The sequence below is a fragment of the Modestobacter lapidis genome, from assembly GCF_054780755.1.
This window is the reverse complement of the sequence record NZ_BAAGVS010000026.1, coordinates 1-21,386: the sequence shown is the minus strand read 5'-3', so window position 1 is coordinate 21,386 and position 21,386 is coordinate 1. Positions and strand designations below refer to the sequence as shown.

Here is a 21,386-nt window from a genome sequence, read left to right as displayed (position 1 = left end):
CGGTCAGCCCTTGACGGCGCCGTTGGTGAGGCCGGCCACGATGCGCCGCTGGAAGATCAGGACCAGGACCACGACCGGGATCGTCACGATCACGGCGGCCGCGGCGATGGCCCCGGTGGGTTCGACGAACTGGGATGCCCCGGAGAACAGGCCCAGGGCTGCCGGAACCGGCCGGGCCGCCGAGGTCGAGGTGAGCGAGATCCCGTAGAGGAAGTCGTTCCAGGCGATGAAGAACGCGATGATGGCGGTGGTGAAGACGCCGGGAGCCGCGAGCGGGACGATCACCTTGCGGAACGCCTGCCAGGTCGTGGCCCCGTCGACCTGGGCGGCCTGCTCCATCTCCCAGGGGATCTCCCGGAAGAAGGCCGACATGGTCCAGATGGAGATCGGCAGCGTCAGGGACAGGTAGGGGATGATCAGCCCGGGCCAGGTGTCGTACAGCCCGATCTGCCGCCACAGGTTGAACAGCGGCGTGACGATCGAGATCACCGGGAAGATGGCCACGGCCAGGGCCGTGGAGAGGATCAGCTTCTTGCCCGGGAAGTCGAGCCGGGCGATGGCATAGGCCGCGAACATCGCCAGCAGGCAGGAGATCGCCGTCGCGATCAGGCAGATGCCGAAGGAGTTGCGCAGCGCCGGCAGGAACAGGTCGCTGGCCCCACCGGTGAGGATCAGGCTGTAGTTCTCCCACGACAGGCCTGTGGGCAGGAACTGGCCGTTGTTCAGGTCGGCGGGCGCCTTGAGCGACAGCGACACGATCCACGCGATCGGGAACAACGCGTACACCACGATGACCACGCCACCGACGACCCACCAGATCTTCTCCCGGCGTGACATCACTGGTCTCCTCTCTGCTGTGACAGGTCGACCTTGAAGCCCTTGATGAACACGAAGGCGATCAACACGACCACCAGGAACAACAGCACCGACACCGCCGACCCCAGGCCGATCTCCAGCCGGGCGATCGTCTGCCGGTAGGCCAGGAAGGACACCGACTCGGTGCCGTTGGCGCCACCGGTCATCACGAAGATGCTGTCGAAGACCCGGAAGGCGTCCAGGGTGCGGAACAGCAGGGCGACCATGATGGCCGCCTTCATGTTCGGGATGGTCACCTTCCGCATGCGCTGCCACCAGGTGGCGCCGTCGACCTTGGCCGCCTCCTGGAGCACCTCCGGCACCTGCGCCAGGCCGGCCAGCAGGAGCAGCGAGATGAACGGTGTGGTCTTCCAGATCTCGGCGATGCAGATGACGAACAGCGAGGTCCAGGTGTCGCCGAACCAGTCGGTGGTCTCCGACACCCCGGGCAGCCAGGCGAACCACGGGTTCACGAAGCCGGAGTTGATGTCGAAGGCGAACTGCCAGGCGAAGGCCGACACGACCGTGATCACCGCGTACGGGATGAGGATGGCCGCGCGGACAACCGGCCGGATGGCCGCCAGCGCCTTGGACATCACCATCGCCAGGGCGAACCCGAGCACCAGCTCGACCGCGACGGTCACGACGGTGATGAACACCGTGACCCCGATGGACCGCCACCACAGCTGGTCGGTGAGGATCACCCAGTAGTTGCTCAGCCCGGTGAAGGACCGGTTCTCCGGGTCGGTGAGCCGGAAGTCGAACAGCGACTCGTAGGTCGCCTGCGCGATCGGGTACGCCGTGACCAGCAACATGACCGCGAACGCCGGCCCCGCCAGCAGCCAGCCGAGCCGCCGTTCACTGCGGGACCGGTCACTGATCTTCGGTGGGGGGGCCGATTTCGGCTGGGTGCGTTCCCCGGGTGGCAAGGTCGTCGTGCTCACAGCAGCCGCTCCTTCCGCAGCACCGCACGGATCAACTCCGCGGCCTCCTCACCGGTCTGACCCGGCACGACCGAGGCCGGCGGGTGGTAGCTCCGCTGGAGGCCGACCGATATCTCGTTGTAGTAGGGCGTCTGCGGGCGAGGAGCCGCCAGCTCCAGGGACTCGCGGATGGTCGGCGCCATCGGGAAGGCCTCCAGGACCGCCGGGTCGTCGTACACCGCGGCCGAGGAGGCAGGGTTGCCGTTGGTGATGAAGTAGTAGGCCTGGTTCTCGTCGGTGGTGATGCACTCGGTGGCCTCGAAGGCCAGGTCCGACTGCTCGCTGAATGCCCCGACGCCCAGGTTGATCCCACCGTAGGGCGGCGCGGCCGGGTCATTCTCGTTCACCCGGGGGTAGATCGCCGCCCCGTAGTCCTCCGGCACGGCGGCGTCCATCGTCCCGCCCTCCACGGCGGCGAGGGCGCGGGGCCAGACGAACGGGTAGTTCACCTGGAAGCCGCCGTCCGGGCCCTCGAACCCGGTGGCCGAGGCGTCCTCGTTCTCGGTGGAGAACGCCGGGCTGACCGCGTCCGAGCGGGCCACGTTCCGCATCACCTCGGCGGCGCGCACCGCGGCATCGGAGCTCAGCCCCAGCTCGATGTTTTCGGGCTGCTCGGCGTTCTCCGTGATGATCGAGCCGCCGGCGGACTCGACCAGCGCGTTGAGCCAGACGGTTAGCGACTCGGCGCGCGCCCCCTGGGCGCCGATCCGCACGTCCTGCGCCTCGGCGGCCTCGACCAACTGGTCCCAGGTGACCGGCTGGCTCATGTCCAGCCCGGCGGCCTCGGCGACCGACTTGCGGTACCACAGCAGCTGGGTGTTGGCCCAGAACGGGACGGTGACCAGTGCGCCGTCCCAGGTCGCCCCCTCGACCGCGCTGTCCACGGTTCCCTCGGTGACCCGCTCGGCCACGTCCTCGGGCACCGGGGCGAGGAAGCCGGCCTCGGCGAACTCCGGGATGAACGGCGGGTCGAGGCTCATCAGGTCGATGGAGGAGTCGCCGGCCGCCAGACGCCGGATGAGCTGCTCGCGCTGGGCGTTCGCGTCGCGGGGCAGCAGCGCCGTCTCGATGCGGTAGCGGCCCTCGGCCGCCTCCGTGCACCGCTGGGCGATCTCCGCCTGACCGCCCGAGTCGGGGTTGATGTACCAGGTGAGCGTCGGCGTGTTCCCGTCCCCGCCGCCCCCGCAGCCGGCCAGGACCGAGGCGAGCACCGCGGTGGCCGCGCCGGCGGCGAGGGCGCGCCGGGGCCGCGGTCGCCGGCTCTGCCGCCGGTCCGGGGGCATCCTCGCGCTGTCGACGGCGTCGGGCACCGGCTCTCGCCTCCTCCTGCTGGCGATGACAGATTGTCACCGCGGTGCTCGGAGAGTGGCCCAGGCCACAGGTGCTGTCAACCGGAGCGAAACCGCGGCGTTACCGCCTCCGCACCAGTCCGTTCGGTGGCCGGATCAGCGCCGTTCGGTGATGGCCGAGGGGGTGGTCAGCTCCTCCGGCGTGCCCGGGAGGACGGTCTCGAAGTACGAGCGCGCGGCCGCCGTCGTCCCGACGTCCCGGCCGACCTGCTCGGACAGGAACCACCGGTGCTCCAGCACCTCGTGGAAGACCTCGGCCGGCTCCAGCCGGCCCACGAGTCCGGCCGGGATGGCGTCGACGACCGGCCGGTAGACCTCGGCCAGCCAGCGGTGCCCGGCCACCGTGTCGGGCACCGGCCGCCCGCTGCGCTGCTCGAGCCAGGCGCGGAAGGTCCGGATGTCGTTGAGCAGCCGCCGGGCCTGGTTCTCCTGCACCTCCAGGCCGGTGAGCCGGAAGAGCTCCCGGCGGTTCTGCCCAGGCTCGGCCACCCGGGTGTCGACCCGCAGCCGGGCCCCTTCCGCGGAGGTCACCAACTCCACCTCGCCGACGTCGAACCCGAGGTCGTTGAGCCGTTGGAGCCGCTCGGCCACCCGGTACCGCTGCTCCTCGGGCCGGAAGATCTCCTCCCGGGTGACCTCGTCCCACAGCGCCTCGTACCGGCCGGCCAGGCTGTCCGCGACGTCGATCGGATCGATCCCGGACGGCAGCAGCCCGCCGGCCTGCAGGTCCATCAGCTCGGCGCCGACGCGCTCCCGGGCCAGGTCGAGGTCGTAGGCCCGCTTGCCCGCGGAGATCGTCGGGTGCCGCTCGGCGGTCTCGGCGTCGACCAGGTAGGCGGCGAAGGAACCTGCGTCGAGCCGGAACAGGGTGTTGGACAGCGAGCAGTCACCCCAGTAGACGCCGGCGAGGTGCAGCCGGACGAGCAGCTGGACCATGGTGTCCATCAACCGCTCGGCCGAGTCCGCGCCCCGGCGGCTGGAGAACAGGTAGCGGTAGGACATCGAGTACTCGAGGTACCGCGTGACCAGGACGGCGTCCAGCCCGTCGGGCCGGTCCACGCAGATGCCCACCACGGAGACCGCGGGCAGCCCCTCCTCCTCGAAGGTGCCGAGCAGCGCGTACTCGTGCCGGGCCAGCGGCTCGGCGATCTCCTTCAGCGCGTAGACGCTGCCCTCACTGGCGGTGAACCGGACGACGTGCCGGGAGATGCCGCGGGACGGGACGTCGAGCAGGACGCTGTCGTCCCACTTCTCCAGCGGCTGGTGCCACGGCAGGGCCAGCAGCCCCGCGGCATCCGCCGCAGGAGGGCGGAAGAGGTACCTCATGGCGCACTCCGTGGGGTCGCCGGGTGGTGCCCCCGCCGGTCCGGGCGGCGACGGTGCCGCCCGGATCCTATGCCGGTGGCCGCCGTCCGCGCCCGGGCGCGGACGGCGGCCACCGGGGGGCCGGTGCGGTCAGGCCTGCAGCATCCGGGTCATCTGCGCGGCCTGCTGCGCCCGCTCGGCCTTGGTGCCCGGCTGCAGCACCAGGCCCAGCAGCCAGCGGCCGAAGACCTCGGCGGCAACCCGGGTGAGGCCGAGCGCGGCCCCGAGGGCCACGGCGATGTCCGCCCAGCGCTCGGCGTCCACAGTCAGCATCCGGGCCAGCGTCTCGGGCTCGGTCTCGGCCAGCCGGCGCAGCACCGGGTGGGCGCCGACCTCCTCGGCCAGCGCCGGGACGGCGACGGTCAGCGGCAGCTCCGCGGCCAGTGCGGCGAGCCGGTCCAGCTCGAAGGCCAGCAGCGCCGCTGCGACGTCGTCCTTGGTGCGGAAGTGGTTGTACAGCGTCGCCTTGGCCACCCCGGCGGCCGCCGCCACGTGCTGCATGGTGGTGCGCCGCAGGCCGCGCTCGGCGAACGCCGACCGCGCGCCGGTGAGCAGCCCGCGGCGGGTGCGGCTCATCGGTCCGGTCGCGCGCCCGGGGGCGCCGGTCCGCGGGCCGCGGGCCGGGCGCGCGGACGGCGGCACGGGAGCCGGTACGGCCACGGCCAGCGCCGGGACGGGGTTGGTCATCTGCACGCCGCCCGGCGGCGGGGTAGCGCCGGCGCCGGGCGGCACCGGGGTGGTCACGTGGTGGCCGGCCGGGTCGGCGCCGGCGTCCAGCACGGACACCCCGCCCTGCCCGTCGTGCTGGTCGGACGACGGCACGGGCGGCCGGGACAGCGGCGGGAGGGAGTACCCGGTGGTGGCTGGCATGCACTCTGTGTCCCATCCCCGTAGCACCGGGTCAAGGACGTCGGGGTTGGAGGAAGATCGTGTCGCGCCAGAAGGACCCCTCTGCCCCCACGCCTCGCAAGCTCGGCGCGGGTCCCTGCAGAGGGGCCGCCACCGGCCCCGTCCCGGGTCCCGCCCTGAGCCTGCGAAGGGTGGGGAGGACGGGGTCCTTCTTCAGGCAGCGAGGTAGAACGCGTCACCGCGCCGGAGCGAGCCGCGGGCCGTCCCGCCACCCACGAGCGCGAGCGCCGGCTCGGCGGCCGCGGGGGCGGCCGGGAGCGCCGCCGCCGGCTCCGCGGTGCCCTCGGCGTCGCGGACGGCTTCCCGCACCACGCGCTCGCCGGCCACCGAGCGCACCGGCTGCCGCGCCGGGTCGGCCAGCCGCAGCTCGAGGCTCACCTCGGCGAGCAGGTCCGCGAGCTCGACGTCCAGGGCGTCGCAGATGGAGGCGAGCAGCTCGGAGGACGCCTCCTTCTGGCCGCGCTCGACCTCCGAGAGGTAGCCGAGACTCACCCGTGCCGCACCCGAGACGTCGCGCAGCGTGCGGCGCTGGCGCAGCCGGTGACCGCGCAGGGTGCTCCCGAGCTGGGTCCGCAGCAGCGTCATGGCCGTCTCCTGTCCCTGTCCATGTGGTGCTCACCGTACGCGGCAGGTGGATCTCCGGCCGTGCGGGCGGGGCGCCGTCCGCTCATGGCGTAACGCCGTCCCGGCCGTCCCCGTTCCCGTCCGCCAGCCGGGCGAGCAGCGCCGCGACGGCCGCCTCGACGGCCGCGGAGCGCACCGCCGCGCGGTCACCGGGCAGGTCGAGCCGAACCACCTCGGTCGTCGTCCCGTCGCTCACCCCGATGTACACCCGGCCGGGGCGGTGACCGTCGACCGGGTCGGGCCCGGCGACGCCGGTGAGCCCGATCCCCCAGCTGGCCCCGCAGCGGATGCGGACGCCCTCGGCCAGGGCGGTGGCCGTCGGCCCGCTCACCGGCCCGTGCTCGGCCAGCAGGTCGGCCGGCACACCGACCAGCGTCGTCTTCAGGTCGGTGGCGTAGACGACGGCGCCGCCGCGCAGCGTCCGGCTGGCCCCCGGCACCGATGCCAGGGCGGCGCAGAACAGCCCCGCGGTCAGCGACTCGGCGGCGGCGACCGTCTCGCCCCGGGCCAGCAGGGCGGCATGCAGCCGCTGCGCCATGGGCGCCGGTGCCGGGCCGGACACGGTCAGGCCGCGGTGTCGGTCCGGCTCTCGCCGGCCGAGGGCCCCTTGCCGGCCCGCCGGGCCGCGGCGGCGCGCATCGCCCGGGCGCTGGTGCGGCGCAGCGTGAGCGCCCGGTACACGTAGTCGATGCCGGTGACCACGGTGAGCACCAGGGCCACCGCCATCACCCACCAGCGCGCCGAGGCGAGCACGCCGGTCAGCGGCAGGATGTACAGCCCGATAGCCAGCGCCTGCAGGACGGTCTTGAGCTTCCCGCCACGGGAGGCGGCGATGACGCCGTGCCGGATCACCCAGAACCGCAGCAGGGTCACACCCACCTCGCGCACGAGGATGGTGAGGGTCACCCACCACGGCAGCAGCCCGAGCACGGAGAGCCCGATCAGCGCCGTCCCGGTGAGCGCCTTGTCGGCGATCGGGTCGGCCAGCTTGCCGAACTCGGTGACCTGGTTGGTGCGCCGGGCGATCATCCCGTCGTAACGGTCGGTGATGATGGCCAGGGCGAAGAACAAGGTCGCCCACCACCGGCGGGCCTCGTCCATGCCGTCGCCGGACAGCAGCAGGACGGCGAACACCGGGACCACGAGCAGTCGCAGGACCGTCAGCGCGTTGGGCAGGTTCACCAGGCGCACGGTGTGGGGCGGGGTCGCCGCCGGGTCCGGTACGACCGAGCTCATGGGGCTCAGCGCCCCACCGGGGAGGACACCGGCACCAGCGTGGCCGCCAGCAGGTCCACGCCCACGGTGCCGGTGACCTGGGCCATCAGCAGCTGACCCGGCACCGCGTCGGCGGGAACGCCGGTGACCAGGGTGGTGCCGTCGGCGTCGGGATCCTGATGGGCCGCGGAGCCGGTCCAGGTGCCCGGCCCCTCCTCTGCGGAGAGGTCCTCGGTCAGCAGCACCTCCACCCGCTCGCCGATGCGCTCCTCGGCGCGCTGGGCGGTGAGCTCCTCGACCAGGTCGGTGATCCGCCGGACCCGGGCATCGATCTCGGCCTGGTCGAGCTTGCCGGGCAGGCCGATCGCCTCGGTGCCCTCCTCGTCGGAATAGCCGAACACCCCCACGGCATCCAGCCGGGCCCCGGTCAGGAAGCGCTCCAGCTCCGCGACGTCGTCCTCGGTCTCGCCCGGGAAACCCAGGATGACGTTGGTCCGGAAGCCGGCCTCCGGGGCGAGCGCGCGGGCACGCCCGATGATGCCGAGGAAGTCCTCGGTGCCGCCGAAGCGCCGCATCCGGCGCAGCAGCGGCGGCGAGGAGTGCTGGAAGGACAGGTCGAAGTAGGGCGCGATGCCGGGGGTGGTGGCGATGACCTCGAGCAGGCCGGGCCGCAGCTCGGCCGGCTGCAGGTAGGCGACCCGGACCCGGGCGATGCCCGGGACGGCGGTGAGCTCGGGCAGCAACTTCTCCAGCGACCGCAGGTCCCCGGCGTCCTTGCCGTAGGAGGTGGAGTTCTCGCTGACCAGGACCAGCTCGGTCACACCCTGGCCGGCCAGCCACTGCGCCTCGCCCAGCACCTCCGCCTGGGGGCGGGACACGAAGGCGCCCCGGAAGGTGGGGATGGCGCAGAAGGCGCAGCGGCGGTCGCAGCCCGAGGCCAGCTTCAGCGCCGCGCTGGGGCCGCTGGCCAGCCGGCGTCGCTTGAGCCAGTCGTGCCCGGGGAGAGCCGGGGCCTCGGCGGCCGCGGCGGTGCGCTGCACCGGGCTGATCGGCAGCAGGGTGCGCCGGTCGCGGGGCGTGTGCGGGACCAGCGGGCGGCCGGAGAGCACGTCGTCGAGGCGGTCGCCGATGGCGGTGTAGTCGTCGAAGCCGAGCACCGTGGCCTCGGGCAGCGCGCCGGACAGCTCGGCGCCGTAGCGCTCGGCCATGCAGCCCACCGCGACCACCCGGGCACCGGAGTCGCCGGCGGCCAGGATCGCGTCGACCGAGTCCTTCTTGGCGCTGTCGATGAAGCCGCAGGTGTTCACCAGCACGGCGTCGGCACCGTCGGCGTCCTCGACCAGCTCGTAGCCCTCGCCGGCCAGCCGGCCGGCCAGTTCCTCGGAGTCGACTTCGTTGCGGGCGCAGCCCATGGTGACCACCGCGACCCGGCGGGGGGCGGGCGGGATCACGGCCGGGTCGCCAGTGGACTGCCCGCGAGGGGAGGGAACGGGGCTGGGCAGAGCTGGCACCGGTCCATCCTAGTCGGCGAACGGGTGTCGGTCGGGCAGCACTCAGGTTCGGCCCCGCTGCAGGGGCCCGCGCCGAGCCTGCGAGGCGTGGGGGGCAGCGGGGTCCTTCTGCTACTCGCCGCCGCCGCGGAGGATGAACAACACCGACTCGAGCTCGTCGGGCTTGATCAGCACGTCGCGGGCCTTGGAGCCCTCGGTCGGGCCGACGATGCCGCGGCTCTCCATCAGGTCCATCAGCCGGCCGGCCTTGGCGAAACCGACCCGCAGCTTGCGCTGCAGCATCGAGGTGGAGCCGAACTGGCTGGTGACCACCAGCTCGATGGCCTGGACGAGCAGCTCGAGGTCGGCGCCGACGTCCTCGTCGACCTCCTTCTTCTCCCCCGCCGCGGCGGTGAACACCTCTTCGCGGTAGTCGGGCTCGGCCTGCCGCTTCGTGAACTCGACGACCGCCTCGATCTCGGTGTCCGAGACGTAGGCGCCCTGGACGCGGACCGGCTTGCCCGCCCCGATCGGCATGAAGAGCGCGTCGCCCATGCCGATCAGCTTCTCGGCGCCGGGCTGGTCGAGGATGACCCGGCTGTCGGTGAGGCTGGAGGTGGAGAACGCCAGCCGGGAGGGCACGTTGGCCTTGATCAGGCCGGTGACGACGTCGACGCTGGGGCGCTGGGTGGCCAGCACCAGGTGGATGCCGGCGGCGCGCGCCTTCTGGGTGATCCGGACGATCGACTCCTCGACGTCGCGCGGGGCGACCATCATCAGGTCGGCGAGCTCGTCGACGATCGTGAGGATGTAGGGGTAGGGCGTGTAGACCCGCTCGCTGCCCGGCGGCGCGGTGATCTCCCCCTTCTCCACCTTCTTGTTGAAGTCATCGATGTGCCGGACCCCGGTGGCCCGCATGTCCTGGTAGCGCTGCTCCATCTCCTCCACCAGCCAGGCCAGCGCGGTGGCGGCCTTCTTGGGGTCGGTGATGATCGGCGTGATCAGGTGCGGGATGCCGTCGTAGGGCGTGAGCTCGACCATCTTGGGGTCGATCAGGATCATGCGCAGCTGGTCGGGAGTGGCCCGCAGCAGCAGCGACGTCAGCAGCGAGTTGATGCAGCTGGACTTACCGGCACCGGTGGCACCGGCGACCAGCAGGTGCGGCATCTTCGCCAGGTTCGCGCAGACGAACCCGCCCTCGATGTCCTTGCCGAGGCCGACCAGCATCGGGTGCGGGTCCTGCCGGGCGATCTGGGAGCGCATCACGTCGCCGAGGCTGACCGTCTCGCGGTCGGTGTTGGGCACCTCGATGCCGACCGCGGACTTGCCCGGGATCGGCGCGAGGATGCGGATGTTGTCGTTGGCGACCGCGTAGGCGATGTTGCGGGTCAGCGCGGTGATCTTCTCGACCTTGACCGCGGGGCCGAGCTCGATCTCGTACCGGGTCACCGTCGGGCCACGGGTGAACCCGGCGACGGCGGCATCGATGTTGAACTGCTCGAGCACGCTGCGGATCGCCTCGATGGCGACGTCGTTGGCCTTGGACCGCTCCCGCGGCGGGGTACCCGGGCGCAGCACGCTGAGCGAGGGCAGCGTGTAGTCGCCCTGGACCGGCTGGATCGCCAGCTGGACCGGCTCGTCGATCGGCGGCAGGTCCTCCGGCGGCGCCGTCCGGTCGACGATCGGCCGCCGCAGCTGCACCGGCTCGGGCGGGCTCGTCACGACGGCGGTGGGCGCCTCGTCCAGGGCACCGGTGTCGACCCGGCCGGTGTCCAGCGTGTCCTCGACCGCGGCCGGGCGCCGGCTCTTGCGGGCCCGCGGCCGGGGTTCCGGCTCGGGTTCCGGCTCGTCGTCGAAGAGGTCGTCGTCGTACTCGTCGTCGTCGTACTCGTCGCGGCCCAGCTTCCGGTCGACGAACTCGCGCAGCCGCTCGGGCACCTGGTGCACCGGCGTCGCGGTGACCACGAGCAGGCCGAAGAAGGCCAGCAGCACCAGCAACGCGATCGACACCACGGCACCGAGCCCGGCCTGCAGCGGCGTACCGACCAGCCAGCCGAGCAGGCCACCGGCGCCGGTGCGCCCGTCCTCGGGTGCGGCGGCCGGGCCGACCAGGTGCGCGGTGCCGAGCACGGCGGCCACCACGCACAACCAGCCGATCGTCAGCCGGCCACGGGTCTCCGGGTGCGGGGGGTGCCGCAGCAGGCGGACGGCGACCAGGAGCAGCACGACCGCCAGCACCATGACCAGCGAGCCGATGGCCCACCGCACGCCGTCGGCCACCGCCACGCCGACCGGGCCGATGCCGTTGGTCCAGGCGGCGGCGCCGATGACGATGGCCAGCCCGAGCACGGCCAGGCCGACGCCGTCCCTGCGGTGTTCCGGCGCGAGCGGCTCGGCCTCCTCGGGCCGGGCGACCGAGCGGGCCAGCCCGCCGGCGCCGCGGGCGAGCAGCGACCAGGTGCCCGCGGCGGCCCGCCAGGCCCCCGCGCTCAGCGAGGACTGCTTCGGGCGCGCCGCCGGGCGACGGGCGGCGGTGGAACCACGCTTGGCCGGCGGCCGCTTCTTGGCCGGAGAGCTTCCGGAACGGGGGCGCGCAGCGCCTCCGCCGCGCGCCGGCCGACGGTTCGACGTCGTCGCGCGTGCAGGCATGGGTCGACGGTAGCCGCGGCAGCGGTGTCGCACAGGCAGGCGGGGCAGCGTGTCCGTGCCTGCCGCCCGGCGGCTGGCTACGGTTCTGACCGTGACCCAAGCCACCCGGACCCTCCCCTACGGCAGCTGGCCGACGCCCGTCACCTCGGAACTGGTGGTCCGGGCGGCCGCCCGGCTCGGTGAGGTGGTCGTCGACGGCACCGACGTCTGGTGGGCCGAGTCACGTCCCAGCGAGGGGGGCCGGACGGTGCTGGTGCGCCGGTCGGCCGACGGCAGCACCACCGATCTGCTCCCCGCCCCGTGGAACGCCCGCACCCGAGTGCACGAGTACGGCGGCGCCGCGTGGACGGTCGCCGCGGGCACCGTGTGGTTCACCGACTTCGCCGACCAGCGCCTGTACCGGGTCGACCCGGGCAGCACCGGGCCGGTCGCGGTGACCCCCGAGCCGCCGCTGCCCGCCGGGGTGCGGCACGCCGACCTGCGGGTCACCCCCGACGGCGGCGCGGTGGTCGCCGTCCGGGAGACCCACACCGCCGGCGGCGCGTCGGCCGATGTCGTCCACGAGGTGGTGCGGATCGGGCGCGACGGCACCACGACCGTGCTGGTGTCGGGCCCCGACTTCGTCTCCGACCCCCGGCTGGGCCCCGACGGCTCGCTGGCGTGGCTGCAGTGGCAGCACCCGGACATGCCCTGGGACGCCGCCGAGCTGGTGGTCCGCTCGCCCGACGGCACCGAGACGGTGGTCGCCGGCGGCCGGTCCGGCGCCCGGCCGGAGTCCGTCGTGCAGCCGGTGTGGGGTGCCGACGGCACGCTGTGGTTCCTGGCCGACCGCACCGACGTGTGGGCGCTCTACCGCCGGCGTCCCGGCGGCGAGCCGGAACTGGTCTTCGACCCGGGCTCCGACATCGGCGGCCCGGCCTGGGTGTTCGGGCAGAGCCGCTTCACCCTGCTCGACGACGGACGGGTGGCGCTGGCGTACGGCCGGGAAGGCGCCGACCGGCTGGCCGTGCTGGACCGGACCGACGGCACGGCGCTGGAGGTGGACCTGCCCTACGCCTCCTTCGGCCGGCTCACCGCGGCGGGCGGCTCGGTGGTCTGCGTGGCCGGCGGCCCGGTATCCGAGCCGGTGGTCCTGCGCGCCGGCGTCGACGACGGCCCGACCGAGGTCCTCCGCCCGGCCCGCGACCTGGGGCTGGACCCCGCCTGGTTCTCCCGGCCCGAGCACGTCACCTTCCCGACCGTGGCCGGCGACCCCGCGGACGGGGGGCCGGCCATCGGTGAGGCCCACGCCCTGGTCTACCCGCCGACCAACCCGCGGGTCTCCGGGCCGGCGGGTGACCTGCCACCGCTGCTGGTCGTGGTGCACGGCGGCCCCACCGCCGCGGCGTCCCCGGTGCTGAACACCGGCGTCCAGTACTGGACGTCGCGCGGGTTCGCGGTCGCCGACGTCGACTACCGCGGCTCCACCGGGTACGGCCGGCGGTACCGGGACGCGCTGCAGGGCCGCTGGGGCATCGCCGACCTCGACGACGTCGTCTCCTGCGCCCGGTGGCTGGCCGGGCAGGGGCGCGTCGACCCGGACCGGATGGCCATCCGGGGCGGCTCGGCCGGCGGTTACACCACGCTGGCCGCGCTCACCTTCCGGCCGGGGGTGTTCGCCGCCGGTGCCAGCCACTACGGGGTCGCCGACCTGGCAGCGCTGGCCGCCGACACGCACTCGTTCGAGTCGCGGTACCTGGACGGGCTGATCGCGCCGTGGCCGTCGGGCGCGGCCGTGTACGCCGAGCGCTCCCCCATCCACCACACCGACGCGCTCGGCACCCCGCTGGCGGTGTTCCAGGGCGACGAGGACGCCGTCGTCCCGCCGGAGCAGGCCGAGATGATCGTCGCCGCGCTGCGCGCGAAGGACGTGCCGCACGCCTACCTGCTCTTCCCCGGCGAGCAGCACGGCTTCCGCAAGGCCGAGAACATCCGCGCCGCGCTGGACGGCGAGCTGAGCTTCTACGCCCAGGTGCTCGGGTTCGAGCTGCCCGCGGAGGAGGGTATCGAGGCGATCGAGGTGGTGCGGTAGCGACGTCGGCCGGCGGACCCGTCCCTCTTCGGGGGACCCTCCGGGCCCCCGCTCATCGGGACAACGGTGCACACTGTCACGCTTCGCGCTCCGACCGCGGCCAGGAGCCGTCCCCCTGCGGCGCTGAGCCGCTGCCCACCCTCCTCGGGGGACCCTCCGGGCCCCCGCTCGTCGGGCTACACCTCCAGGACTGTCGGGATGATCATCGGGCGGCGGCGGTAGGTGTCGGACACCCACTTGCCGACAGTGCGGCGGATGGCCTGCGAGAGCCGGTGCGGGTCGGCGTCGTCGTCGGCCAGCGCGCGCTTCAGGTTGTCCTCCACCAGCCCGAGCACGGCGTCGAAGGCCGCCGGGTCGTCGGAGAAGCCGCGGGTCGACAGGTGCACCGGGCGCACGATCGTGCGGGTGGAGGGCTCGATGACGACGGTGACCGCGACGAACCCCTCGTCGCCGAGGATCCGCCGGGCCTGCAGCGACTCCTCCCCCACGTCGCCGACGTTGAGCCCGTCGACGTAGACGTTGCCGATCGGCACGCTGCCGACGATCGAGGCCTTGCCGTCGACCAGGTCGACGACGACGCCGTCCTCGGCCAGCAGCACCCGGTCGCGGCTCATCCCGGTCTGCTCGGCCAGCGCCGCGTGCGCCCGTAGATGCCGCCACTCACCGTGCACCGGCATCAGGTACCGCGGCTTGGCCACGTTCAGCAGGGTGCGCAGCTCGCCGGCGGGGGCGTGCCCGGAGACGTGCACCATCGCCGTCTCCTTGTGCACCACGGTGGCGCCGAGCCGGGCCAGGCCGTTGATCACCTTGTAGACCGCGGTCTCGTTCCCGGGCACCAGCGAGGACGCCAGGATGATCGTGTCGCCGGCCTCGATGGTGACCTGGTGGTGCTCGCCGCGGGCCATCCGGCCCAGTGCCGACAGCGGCTCGCCCTGGGAGCCGGTGCTGATCAGCACCACCTGCTCCGGCGGCATGGCGGTGGCCTCGTCCAGCTTGACCATCAGACCGGGGGCCACCTGCAGCAGCCCGAGGTCGGCCGCGACGCCCATGTTGCGCACCATGGACCGGCCGACCAGGGCCACCTTGCGCCCGTGCTTGACCGCGCAGTCGAGCACCTGCTGGATGCGGTGCACGTGGCTGGCGAAGCTGGAGACGATCAGCCGCTGGGTGGCCCGCTCGAACACCGAGTCCAGCACCGGGCCGATGGTGCGCTCGGAGGTGACGAAGCCGGGCACCTCGGCGTTGGTCGAGTCGGCCAGCAGCAGGTCGATGCCCGCGACGCCGAGCCGGGCGAAGGCGCCGAGGTCGGTGAGCACGCCGTCCAGCGGCAACTGGTCCATCTTGAAGTCGCCGGTGTGCACCAGCGTGCCGGCCGGGGTGTGCACGGCCACTGCCAGCGCGTCGGGGATCGAGTGGTTGACGCTGATGAACTCGCACCCGAACGGGCCGGCGCGGTGGTGGTCGCCGGCCGCGACCTCGACCAGCACCGGGTCGATGCGGTGCTCACGGAGCTTGGCCGCGACCAGCGCCAGGGTGAACCGCGAGCCGATCAGCGGGATGTCGGCACGCAGCCGCAGGAGGTAGGGGATCGCGCCGATGTGGTCCTCGTGCCCATGGGTGAGGACGACGGCGGCGACGTCGTCGAGGCGGTGCTCGATCACGCCGAAGTCGGGGAGGATCAGATCCACGCCGGGCTGCTCGGCCTCGGGGAACAGCACGCCGCAGTCGATGACCAGCAGCTGCCCGGCGAACTCCAGCACGGCCATGTTGCGGCCGATCTCGCCCAGCCCGCCCAGCGCCATGACCCGCAGGCCACCGGCCGGCAACGGCGGGGGCAGGGACAGCGAGAGGTGCGGCTGCGGGTTCAGCTGGGTGGGGCTCGCCGTCACAGCGCGACCCCGCCGGCGGTGAGGTCGGCGCGCAGCTGCTCCACCTGCTCGGGGGTGGCGTCGACCAGGGGCGGGCGAACCGGCCCGGCGGGCAGGCCCTGCTCGCGCAGCGCCGCCTTCACCATGATCGTGCCCTGGGTGCGGAAGATCCCGGTGTAGACCGGGAGCAGGCTCTGGTTGACCGCGCGCGCCGTGACGATGTCGCCGGACTCGACGGCGGCGACGAGCTCGGCCAGCCGCGGGCCGACCACGTGACCCACGACGCTGACGACGCCCACCGCCCCGACCGCCAGCAGCGGCAGGTTGAGCATGTCCTCGCCGCTGTAGTAGGCCAGGTCGGTGCGGGCCATCGTCCACATGACCGCGCCGAGGTCGCCCTTGGCGTCCTTGACCGCGACGATGTTCGGGTGCTCCGCGGCCCGGACCAGCGTCTCCACCTCGATCGGGACGACCGACCGTGGCGGGATGTCGTACAGCATCACCGGCAGGTCGGTGGCATCGGCGACGGCGGTGAAGTGCCGCAGCAGGCCGGCCTGCGGGGGCTTGTTGTAGTACGGCGTCACGACCAGCAGCCCGTCGACGCCCAGCCGCGCGGCGGACCGGGCCTTCTCGATCGAGTGCGCGGTGTCGTTGGTGCCGACCCCGGCGATGACCGTCGACCGGTCGCCGACGGCGTCGACCACGGCCCTCAGCACGGCGTGCTGTTCACCGTCACTGACGGTGGGCGACTCCCCCGTCGTCCCGAGGACGACCAGGCCGTCGTGCGCCTGCCGGTCGACCAGGTGCGCCGCCAGCTCCTGGGCACCGGCCAGGTCGATGGACCCGTCGTCGGCGAAGGGGGTGACCATCGCGGTGAGCACGCGCCCGAAGGGCCGGGCGGGGTCGGACGTCATGGCACGAATCTACCGACCGCCCCGGGGCGGGCCCGGACTGCGCTGGTCGCTCGTCACCCCGGGCAGGACGTCCGCCAGCACCGTCGCCGGGCCGGTCGACGGAGCCGCCCCGCCACGCGTCCACAGCGAGACCGCGAAGCCGAGGTCGGCCGAGGACGGGAGCCACCCCTCGGCCGGGAATCGCCGGGCGCGCCCCCACTCCGCGCCCAACTGCGGCGCCCAGCTGTCCCCCGGCAGCTGCACGTCGACCTCGGTGACCACGACCTCGCCGGTGTGCGGGAGGAGCGCGCCGTACACCGCACCGCCGCCGATCACCCAGACGTCGCCGTCCAGCGCCAGGACATCGTCCACCGACCGGACCAACTCGGCGCCCGTGCCGTCCTGGTCCAGCGTGGAACTGAGCACCACGTTGCGCCGCCCCGGCAGCGGTCGGAACCGCGGTGGGAGCGACTCCCAGGTGCGCCGGCCCATGACCACGGTGGAGCCCAGGGTCAGCGCGCGGAAGAGCCGGAGGTCCTCGGGCAGGTGCCACGGCAGGGCGCCGTCCGCGCCGATGACGCCGCCCGCCGCCTGCGCCCAGACCATCCGGACCATCAGACGGCCACCGCGCCACGGATCGCGGGGTGGTGCCGGTAGTCGATCAGGTGGAAGTCCTCGTAGGCGTGGTCGAACAGCGAGGCGGCGCGGTCGATGTCGAGCCGCGGGAAGGGCAGCACCTCGCGGGAGAGCTGCTCGCGCACCTGCGGCAGGTGGTTGGTGTAGATGTGGCAGTCACCGCCGACCCAGATGAAGTCCCCGACCTCCAGGCCGACCTGCTGGGCGACCATCCGGGTCAGCAGGGCGTAGCTGGCGATGTTGAACGGGACGCCGAGGAACAGGTCGGCGCTGCGCTGGTAGAGCTGGCAGGAGAGCTTGCCGTCGCTGACGTAGAACTGGAAGAGCGCGTGGCAGGGCGCCAGCGCCATGTCCGGCAGGGCGGCGACGTTCCACGCCGAGACCAGCATCCGCCGGGAGTCCGGGTCCCTCCGGAGGGTGTCGAGCACCTGGGAGAGCTGGTCGATCGAGCCGCCGTCGGGCGTGGGCCAGGATCGCCACTGGACGCCGTAGACCGGGCCCAGGCTGCCGTCCTCGGCTGCCCACTCGTCCCAGATCGACACCCCGTGCTCCTTCAGCCAGCTGACGTTCCCCTCGCCACGGAGGAACCAGAGCAGCTCGTAGGCGATCGACCGGAAGTGCACCGACTTCGTCGTCACCAGCGGGAAGGCGGTGGACAGGTCGTAGCGCAGCCGCTCGCCGAACAGGCTCACGGTGCCGGTGCCGGTGCGGTCGCCCTTCGGGCTGCCGGTCTCCAGGACCCGGCGGAGCAGGTCCTCGTACTGCGTGTCGACCTGCTGCGGCACGTCCGCGCCGGCGGCGTGCTGCTGGACGGCGACCTCGGCCATGTCGACTCCTCGTCACGGGTGGTGGGTGAAACAGGTCACGGGTGGTGGGAGGTCAGCCCTCGGCGACGAGGGGGCTGGCGGCGACATGCGTTCCGTCGGCCAGTTCGCTGATCCGGAAGTCACCGAAGACGTTGCCGGCCACCCGCTGCAGCTCCCGCAGGCACGCCACCGCGAGCTCGCGGATCTCCACGTCGGCGTGCTCACTGGCGCGCATCGCGACGAAGTGCCGCCAGGCGCGGTAGTTGCCGGTGACCACGATGCGCGTCTCGGTGGCATTGGGCAGCACCGCGCGGGCGGCCTGCCGGGCCTGCTTGCGGCGCAGTGTCGCGTTGGGGACGTCGGCGAAGCGCTTCTCCAACCCCTCGAGCAGGTCGTCGTAGGCGGCCACCGCGGCCTCGGCGGCGGCGAGGAACTTCTCGTGCAGCACCGGGTCCTCGGCGATGACGCCGGGCTCGACGACGGCGGCGTCCCGCTCGGGGGCGTAGCGCTGGGAGAGCTGGCTGTAGGAGAAGTGCCGGTGCCGGACGAGTTCGTGGGCCATCGACCGGGAGACGCCGGTGAGGTACATGCTCACGGTCCCGTGCTCGAGCACGGCCAGGTGGCCGACCTCGAGGATGTGCCTCAGGTAGCCCTCGTTGGTCGCGGTCGCGGGGTTGGGCTTGTCCCAGGACTGGTAGCAGGCCCGGCCGGCGAACTCGGCGAGCGCCTGCCCGCCGTCCGCGTCGGTCTCCCAGGGCACGTCGTCCGGCGGGGTGAACTGCGTCTGCGCGACGATCTGCACCCTCGGTCGAGCGATTGCTGGCACGCCCGCGAGACTACGCACGCACCCGGCCCGACTCACCGGCCCGCCGGTCCCGGGGCATCTGCGCGTCCAGCGGGCGCTCCCCGTGCGGCCGCCGCGAGAGCGGCGGCCAGGTCGCCCCGGTCGACGACGGCGACCTCCTCGAGCTCCATCCAGTCGGCCATCAGCCGCAGTTCGTCGGCCAGCTCGGCCGCGACGAGCGCGACGTCCACCCCCGGCTCGGCGAACGCGGCCTGCACGCGCAGCACCCCGGCCTGCCGGTCGGCCTTGAGGTCGACCCGGCCGACCAGCTGGTCGCCGAGCAGGAAGGGCAGCACGTAGTAGCCGTGCACCCGTTTGGCCGCCGGTGTGTAGATCTCCAGCCGGTAGCGGAAGCCGAAGATGCGCTCGACCCGGGGACGCTCCCAGACCAGCGAGTCGAACGGCGTCAGCAGCGCCCGGGCCCGGATCCAGCGCGGCCGGCGCGCCTGCGGGTCGAGCCACGCCGGCCGCCCCCAGCCGGCGACGTCCACGGGCACCAGCTCGCCACCCTCCGCGAGCTCGGCGACCGCCGCCCGGGCGTCGCGCGGGGGCAGCCGGAAGTAGTCGCGCAGATCGGTCTCGGTGGCCACCCCCAGGGCCCGGGCTGCGGTGCGGACCAGCTCACGCACGGCGTCGGCCCGCTGCGGTGTGGGCGCCTGCACGATGTCGGGTGGGAGCACCCGTTCGGTCAGGTCGTAGACCCGCTCGAACCCCGCCGTCCGGGCGCGCGCGGTGACCGCGCCGGTGAAGAACAGCCATTCCAACGCGACCTTGCCGGCGTGCCAGTTCCACATCGAGCCGGGCCGGTCGGGACGCGGCTCGATCAGCTGGCTGGCCTTGACCGGACCACCCTCGCGCACCCGGTCGAGGACCTCGGCGATGTACTCGGGCCGCTCCCGCTGCAACCGCACCATGGTGCCCCACGCATGCTGCTCGGCCGCTGCCATCCGCCAGCGCAGGTTGGGCTGCAGGCGCACGGGGAGGAACGACGCCTCGTGCGCCCAGTACTCGAAGACGTCGTGCCGCCGGTTGGACAACGAGTCGAGCGCGGCGCGTGGGTAGGGGCCCAGCCGGCTGAACGCGGGGAGGTAGTGCGACCGCGACAGCACGTTGACCGAGTCGATCTGCACGACGGCCAGCCGACCCACCGTGCGGGACAGCTGCCGGACGCCTACGGGCCCGGTGACCCGCGGACCACCGAACCCCTGCGCGGCCAGCGCGATGCGCCGGGCGAGTGCGGCGGGCAGCCGCTCGACGGGGGTGTGCATACCCGGCATGGTGCCGTGGGGGTCCGACGCTCGCGCTCCGGACCTCCCCCGTGGGGTCCGCCGCTCACCGGCGCCCGCCTAGGCTGCCCGGGTGGACCCGTTACCGCTGCGCCCCGGCCTGACCGGACGGGCCGAGGTCTCCGTGCGCTCCGCCGTCCCGGCCGATGCCGAGCTCATCGCCCGGGTCCAGCTGATCACCTGGCGTACCGCCTACCGCAGCCTGCTGCCGGCCGCCGTCCTCGATGGGTGGGACGACGCCGCCGCTGCAGCGTCCTGGCGGCAGGCCATCGCGTCGCCGCCGACGCCGGCGCACGCCGTGCTGGTGGCCGAGGAGGCCGGCACCGTGGTCGGCTTCGCCGCCTACGGGCCCGCCGAGCTGGGCGTCGGCGAGGCGTCCTCACCGGAAGGTCCGACCGCCGAGGTGAACGCCCTCCTGGTGGAGCCCCGGTGGGGGCGACGCGGTCACGGCAGCCGCCTCGTCGCAGCGGTCGCCGACCTCGCCCGCGCCGACGGGACCGCCCGCCTGGTCATGTGGCTGCCCGAGGCCGACGAGGTGACGGCCGACTTCCTGCAGAGCGGCGGCTGGGCGCAGGACACGTGGGTCCGCACGCTGGACACCGGGCCGTCGACCATCCGGGAGACGCGCTGGCAGACGCTGCTGCGCGACCCGGAGCCCACCGACCCCGGCGCTGCGGGAGGCGCCTGATGAGCTTCGCCGGTTTCCCCGACGAGGGTCTGGTCTTCTACGAGGGCCTCGAAGCCGACAACAGCCGGACCTACTGGCTGGCCAACCGCGCCAGGTACGAGTCATCGGTCCGCGCACCGCTGCTCGCGCTGGTGGAGGAGCTGGCCCCGGAGTTCGGGACCCCGAAGGTGTTCCGCCCGTACCGGGACGTGCGCTTCAGCAAGGACAAGACGCCCTACAAGACCCACCAGGGCGCGGTGCTGCACCAGGACGGCGCCGGGGTCGGCTCGATGTACGTCCAGGTGTCCGCCGACGGCCTGTGGGTCTCCGGTGGATGCTGGCGCCTGCAGCCGGACCAGGTCGACCGGTACCGCCGTGCGGTCGCCGACGAGCTCCAGGGACCTCGGCTCGTCGCCGAGGTCGAACGCCTGCGCACGGCCGGCTGGTCGATCGAGGGCGAGCGGCTGATCCGCGCCCCGCGCGGCTACCCCGCCGACCACGAACGGATCGATCTGCTGCGCCACAAGTCGCTGCACGGCGCCCGCGGCTGGGAACCGGCCGACTGGCTGCACCAGCGGGAGGCACTGGACCGGGTGCGCAGCTCCTGGCGTCAGCTGACGGAACTCAACGCCTGGCTGGCCGACAACGTCGGCGCCACGACGGCTCCACCCGACCGCCGCCGCTGACCCGGAGATTCTGCTTCCGCGCCGAAGACGACGGCCCGGACGTGGTTCCGGTGCTGACGGCCACCAGCCCGGGTGTGCCCTCTCGGGCCGGGAGTGGACGCACGAAACGGGGTCACAGCAGTTGCTGTGACCCCGTTTCGGGAAAAGATGTCCGGCGGCGTCCTACTCTCCCACCCGGTCCCCCGGGCAG

General features: G+C 73.4%; 19 protein-coding genes. 3 read left to right on the top strand and 16 right to left on the bottom strand.

Annotated features, from left to right (window positions below; translation table 11 throughout):
- Window positions 1-3: 3 nt before the first annotated feature.
- The 10 genes from ACYVG5_RS18760 to ACYVG5_RS18715 form a co-directional block, all read right to left on the bottom strand.
- Entirely contained in the window at window positions 4-837 is an 834-nt protein-coding gene (locus ACYVG5_RS18760; protein WP_222050231.1) for a carbohydrate ABC transporter permease, read from the bottom strand.
- Window positions 837-1,799, bottom strand: coding sequence for a carbohydrate ABC transporter permease (locus tag ACYVG5_RS18755; protein ID WP_222050232.1), 963 nt, complete (start codon window positions 1,797-1,799; stop codon window positions 837-839). The genes ACYVG5_RS18760 and ACYVG5_RS18755 overlap by 1 nt, the downstream gene beginning before the upstream one ends.
- Window positions 1,796-3,148 carry an extracellular solute-binding protein gene (locus ACYVG5_RS18750; protein ID WP_222050233.1) on the bottom strand — a complete coding sequence of 451 codons (1,353 nt, stop codon included), beginning with the start codon at window positions 3,146-3,148 and terminating at the stop codon, window positions 1,796-1,798. The genes ACYVG5_RS18755 and ACYVG5_RS18750 overlap by 4 nt, the downstream gene beginning before the upstream one ends.
- Before the next feature lie 135 nt (window positions 3,149-3,283).
- The gene (locus ACYVG5_RS18745) at window positions 3,284-4,513 is read right to left on the bottom strand and encodes a DUF4032 domain-containing protein (RefSeq protein ID WP_222050234.1); all 1,230 of its coding nucleotides are present in this window, start codon (window positions 4,511-4,513) and stop codon (window positions 3,284-3,286) included.
- Window positions 4,514-4,642: 129 nt separating this feature from the next.
- The gene (locus ACYVG5_RS18740) at window positions 4,643-5,422 is read right to left on the bottom strand and encodes a TetR/AcrR family transcriptional regulator (protein WP_246630946.1); all 780 of its coding nucleotides are present in this window, start codon (window positions 5,420-5,422) and stop codon (window positions 4,643-4,645) included.
- A gap of 192 nt (window positions 5,423-5,614) precedes the next feature.
- The gene (locus ACYVG5_RS18735) at window positions 5,615-6,046 is read right to left on the bottom strand and encodes a helix-turn-helix domain-containing protein (RefSeq protein WP_222050235.1); all 432 of its coding nucleotides are present in this window, start codon (window positions 6,044-6,046) and stop codon (window positions 5,615-5,617) included.
- An 82-nt stretch (window positions 6,047-6,128) separates the two neighbouring features.
- Window positions 6,129-6,623 (bottom strand): CinA family protein, encoded by a 495-nt coding sequence (locus ACYVG5_RS18730; protein ID WP_222050253.1) that lies wholly within the window; start codon window positions 6,621-6,623, stop codon window positions 6,129-6,131.
- 26 nt (window positions 6,624-6,649) lie between these two features.
- On the bottom strand, window positions 6,650-7,267 hold the full coding sequence (gene pgsA / locus ACYVG5_RS18725; RefSeq protein ID WP_460683438.1) for a CDP-diacylglycerol--glycerol-3-phosphate 3-phosphatidyltransferase: 618 nt from the start codon (window positions 7,265-7,267) through the stop codon (window positions 6,650-6,652).
- Window positions 7,268-7,326: 59 nt separating this feature from the next.
- Entirely contained in the window at window positions 7,327-8,751 is a 1,425-nt protein-coding gene (locus ACYVG5_RS18720; protein ID WP_460683437.1) for a MiaB/RimO family radical SAM methylthiotransferase, read from the bottom strand.
- Between the two features lie 171 nt (window positions 8,752-8,922).
- Window positions 8,923-11,439 (bottom strand): FtsK/SpoIIIE family DNA translocase, encoded by a 2,517-nt coding sequence (locus ACYVG5_RS18715; protein ID WP_222050238.1) that lies wholly within the window; start codon window positions 11,437-11,439, stop codon window positions 8,923-8,925.
- Window positions 11,440-11,530: 91 nt separating this feature from the next.
- Between ACYVG5_RS18715 and ACYVG5_RS18710 the strand changes: the two genes are divergently transcribed.
- The gene (locus ACYVG5_RS18710; RefSeq protein WP_222050239.1) at window positions 11,531-13,510 is read left to right on the top strand and encodes an alpha/beta hydrolase family protein; all 1,980 of its coding nucleotides are present in this window, start codon (window positions 11,531-11,533) and stop codon (window positions 13,508-13,510) included.
- 176 nt (window positions 13,511-13,686) lie between these two features.
- On the opposite strand, the gene ACYVG5_RS18705 is transcribed toward ACYVG5_RS18710, so the two are convergent.
- Genes ACYVG5_RS18705 through ACYVG5_RS18680 form a run of 6 tightly spaced genes read right to left on the bottom strand, consistent with a single transcriptional unit; the run spans window position 13,687 to window position 19,825 of the window.
- On the bottom strand, window positions 13,687-15,399 hold the full coding sequence (locus tag ACYVG5_RS18705) for a ribonuclease J (RefSeq protein WP_460683436.1): 1,713 nt from the start codon (window positions 15,397-15,399) through the stop codon (window positions 13,687-13,689).
- Complete coding sequence (dapA, locus tag ACYVG5_RS18700) at window positions 15,396-16,292, bottom strand: 4-hydroxy-tetrahydrodipicolinate synthase (RefSeq protein ID WP_222050240.1); 897 nt, start codon at window positions 16,290-16,292, stop codon at window positions 15,396-15,398. Before dapA ends, ACYVG5_RS18705 begins: the two co-directional genes overlap by 4 nt.
- A gap of 9 nt (window positions 16,293-16,301) precedes the next feature.
- Window positions 16,302-16,886, bottom strand: a complete 585-nt coding sequence (locus tag ACYVG5_RS18695) for a dihydrofolate reductase (RefSeq protein ID WP_222050241.1) — start codon at window positions 16,884-16,886, stop codon at window positions 16,302-16,304.
- On the bottom strand, window positions 16,886-17,734 hold the full coding sequence (locus ACYVG5_RS18690) for a thymidylate synthase (protein ID WP_222050242.1): 849 nt from the start codon (window positions 17,732-17,734) through the stop codon (window positions 16,886-16,888). Before ACYVG5_RS18690 ends, ACYVG5_RS18695 begins: the two co-directional genes overlap by 1 nt.
- A gap of 52 nt (window positions 17,735-17,786) precedes the next feature.
- Window positions 17,787-18,539, bottom strand: coding sequence for an FAD-dependent thymidylate synthase (gene thyX, locus ACYVG5_RS18685; protein ID WP_222050243.1), 753 nt, complete (start codon window positions 18,537-18,539; stop codon window positions 17,787-17,789).
- Between the two features lie 32 nt (window positions 18,540-18,571).
- The gene (locus ACYVG5_RS18680; RefSeq protein WP_222050244.1) at window positions 18,572-19,825 is read right to left on the bottom strand and encodes a winged helix-turn-helix domain-containing protein; all 1,254 of its coding nucleotides are present in this window, start codon (window positions 19,823-19,825) and stop codon (window positions 18,572-18,574) included.
- 91 nt (window positions 19,826-19,916) lie between these two features.
- Here ACYVG5_RS18680 and ACYVG5_RS18675 point away from each other — a divergent pair, with 91 nt between their 5' ends.
- Window positions 19,917-20,531 carry a GNAT family N-acetyltransferase gene (locus ACYVG5_RS18675; RefSeq protein WP_222050245.1) on the top strand — a complete coding sequence of 205 codons (615 nt, stop codon included), beginning with the start codon at window positions 19,917-19,919 and terminating at the stop codon, window positions 20,529-20,531.
- Window positions 20,531-21,196, top strand: coding sequence for a DUF2461 domain-containing protein (locus tag ACYVG5_RS18670; protein ID WP_222050246.1), 666 nt, complete (start codon window positions 20,531-20,533; stop codon window positions 21,194-21,196). Before ACYVG5_RS18675 ends, ACYVG5_RS18670 begins: the two co-directional genes overlap by 1 nt.
- Window positions 21,197-21,386 lie beyond the last annotated feature (190 nt).

Excerpts from the sequence above, each read along its gene's own strand:
- ACYVG5_RS18760 (WP_222050231.1), bottom strand. The coding sequence starts at position 837 with ATGTCACGCCGGGAGAAGATCTGGTGGGTCGTCGGTGGCGTGGTCATC.
- ACYVG5_RS18745 (WP_222050234.1), bottom strand. The coding sequence starts at position 4,513 with ATGAGGTACCTCTTCCGCCCTCCTGCGGCGGATGCCGCGGGGCTGCTG.
- ACYVG5_RS18740 (WP_246630946.1), bottom strand. The coding sequence starts at position 5,422 with ATGCCAGCCACCACCGGGTACTCCCTCCCGCCGCTGTCCCGGCCGCCC.
- ACYVG5_RS18735 (WP_222050235.1), bottom strand. The coding sequence starts at position 6,046 with ATGACGCTGCTGCGGACCCAGCTCGGGAGCACCCTGCGCGGTCACCGG.
- ACYVG5_RS18730 (WP_222050253.1), bottom strand. The coding sequence starts at position 6,623 with ATGGCGCAGCGGCTGCATGCCGCCCTGCTGGCCCGGGGCGAGACGGTC.
- ACYVG5_RS18715 (WP_222050238.1), bottom strand. The coding sequence starts at position 11,439 with ATGCCTGCACGCGCGACGACGTCGAACCGTCGGCCGGCGCGCGGCGGA.
- dapA (WP_222050240.1), bottom strand. The coding sequence starts at position 16,292 with ATGACGTCCGACCCCGCCCGGCCCTTCGGGCGCGTGCTCACCGCGATG.
- ACYVG5_RS18695 (WP_222050241.1), bottom strand. The coding sequence starts at position 16,886 with ATGGTCCGGATGGTCTGGGCGCAGGCGGCGGGCGGCGTCATCGGCGCG.
- ACYVG5_RS18690 (WP_222050242.1), bottom strand. The coding sequence starts at position 17,734 with ATGGCCGAGGTCGCCGTCCAGCAGCACGCCGCCGGCGCGGACGTGCCG.
- ACYVG5_RS18680 (WP_222050244.1), bottom strand. The coding sequence starts at position 19,825 with ATGCACACCCCCGTCGAGCGGCTGCCCGCCGCACTCGCCCGGCGCATC.
- ACYVG5_RS18670 (WP_222050246.1), top strand. The coding sequence starts at position 20,531 with ATGAGCTTCGCCGGTTTCCCCGACGAGGGTCTGGTCTTCTACGAGGGC.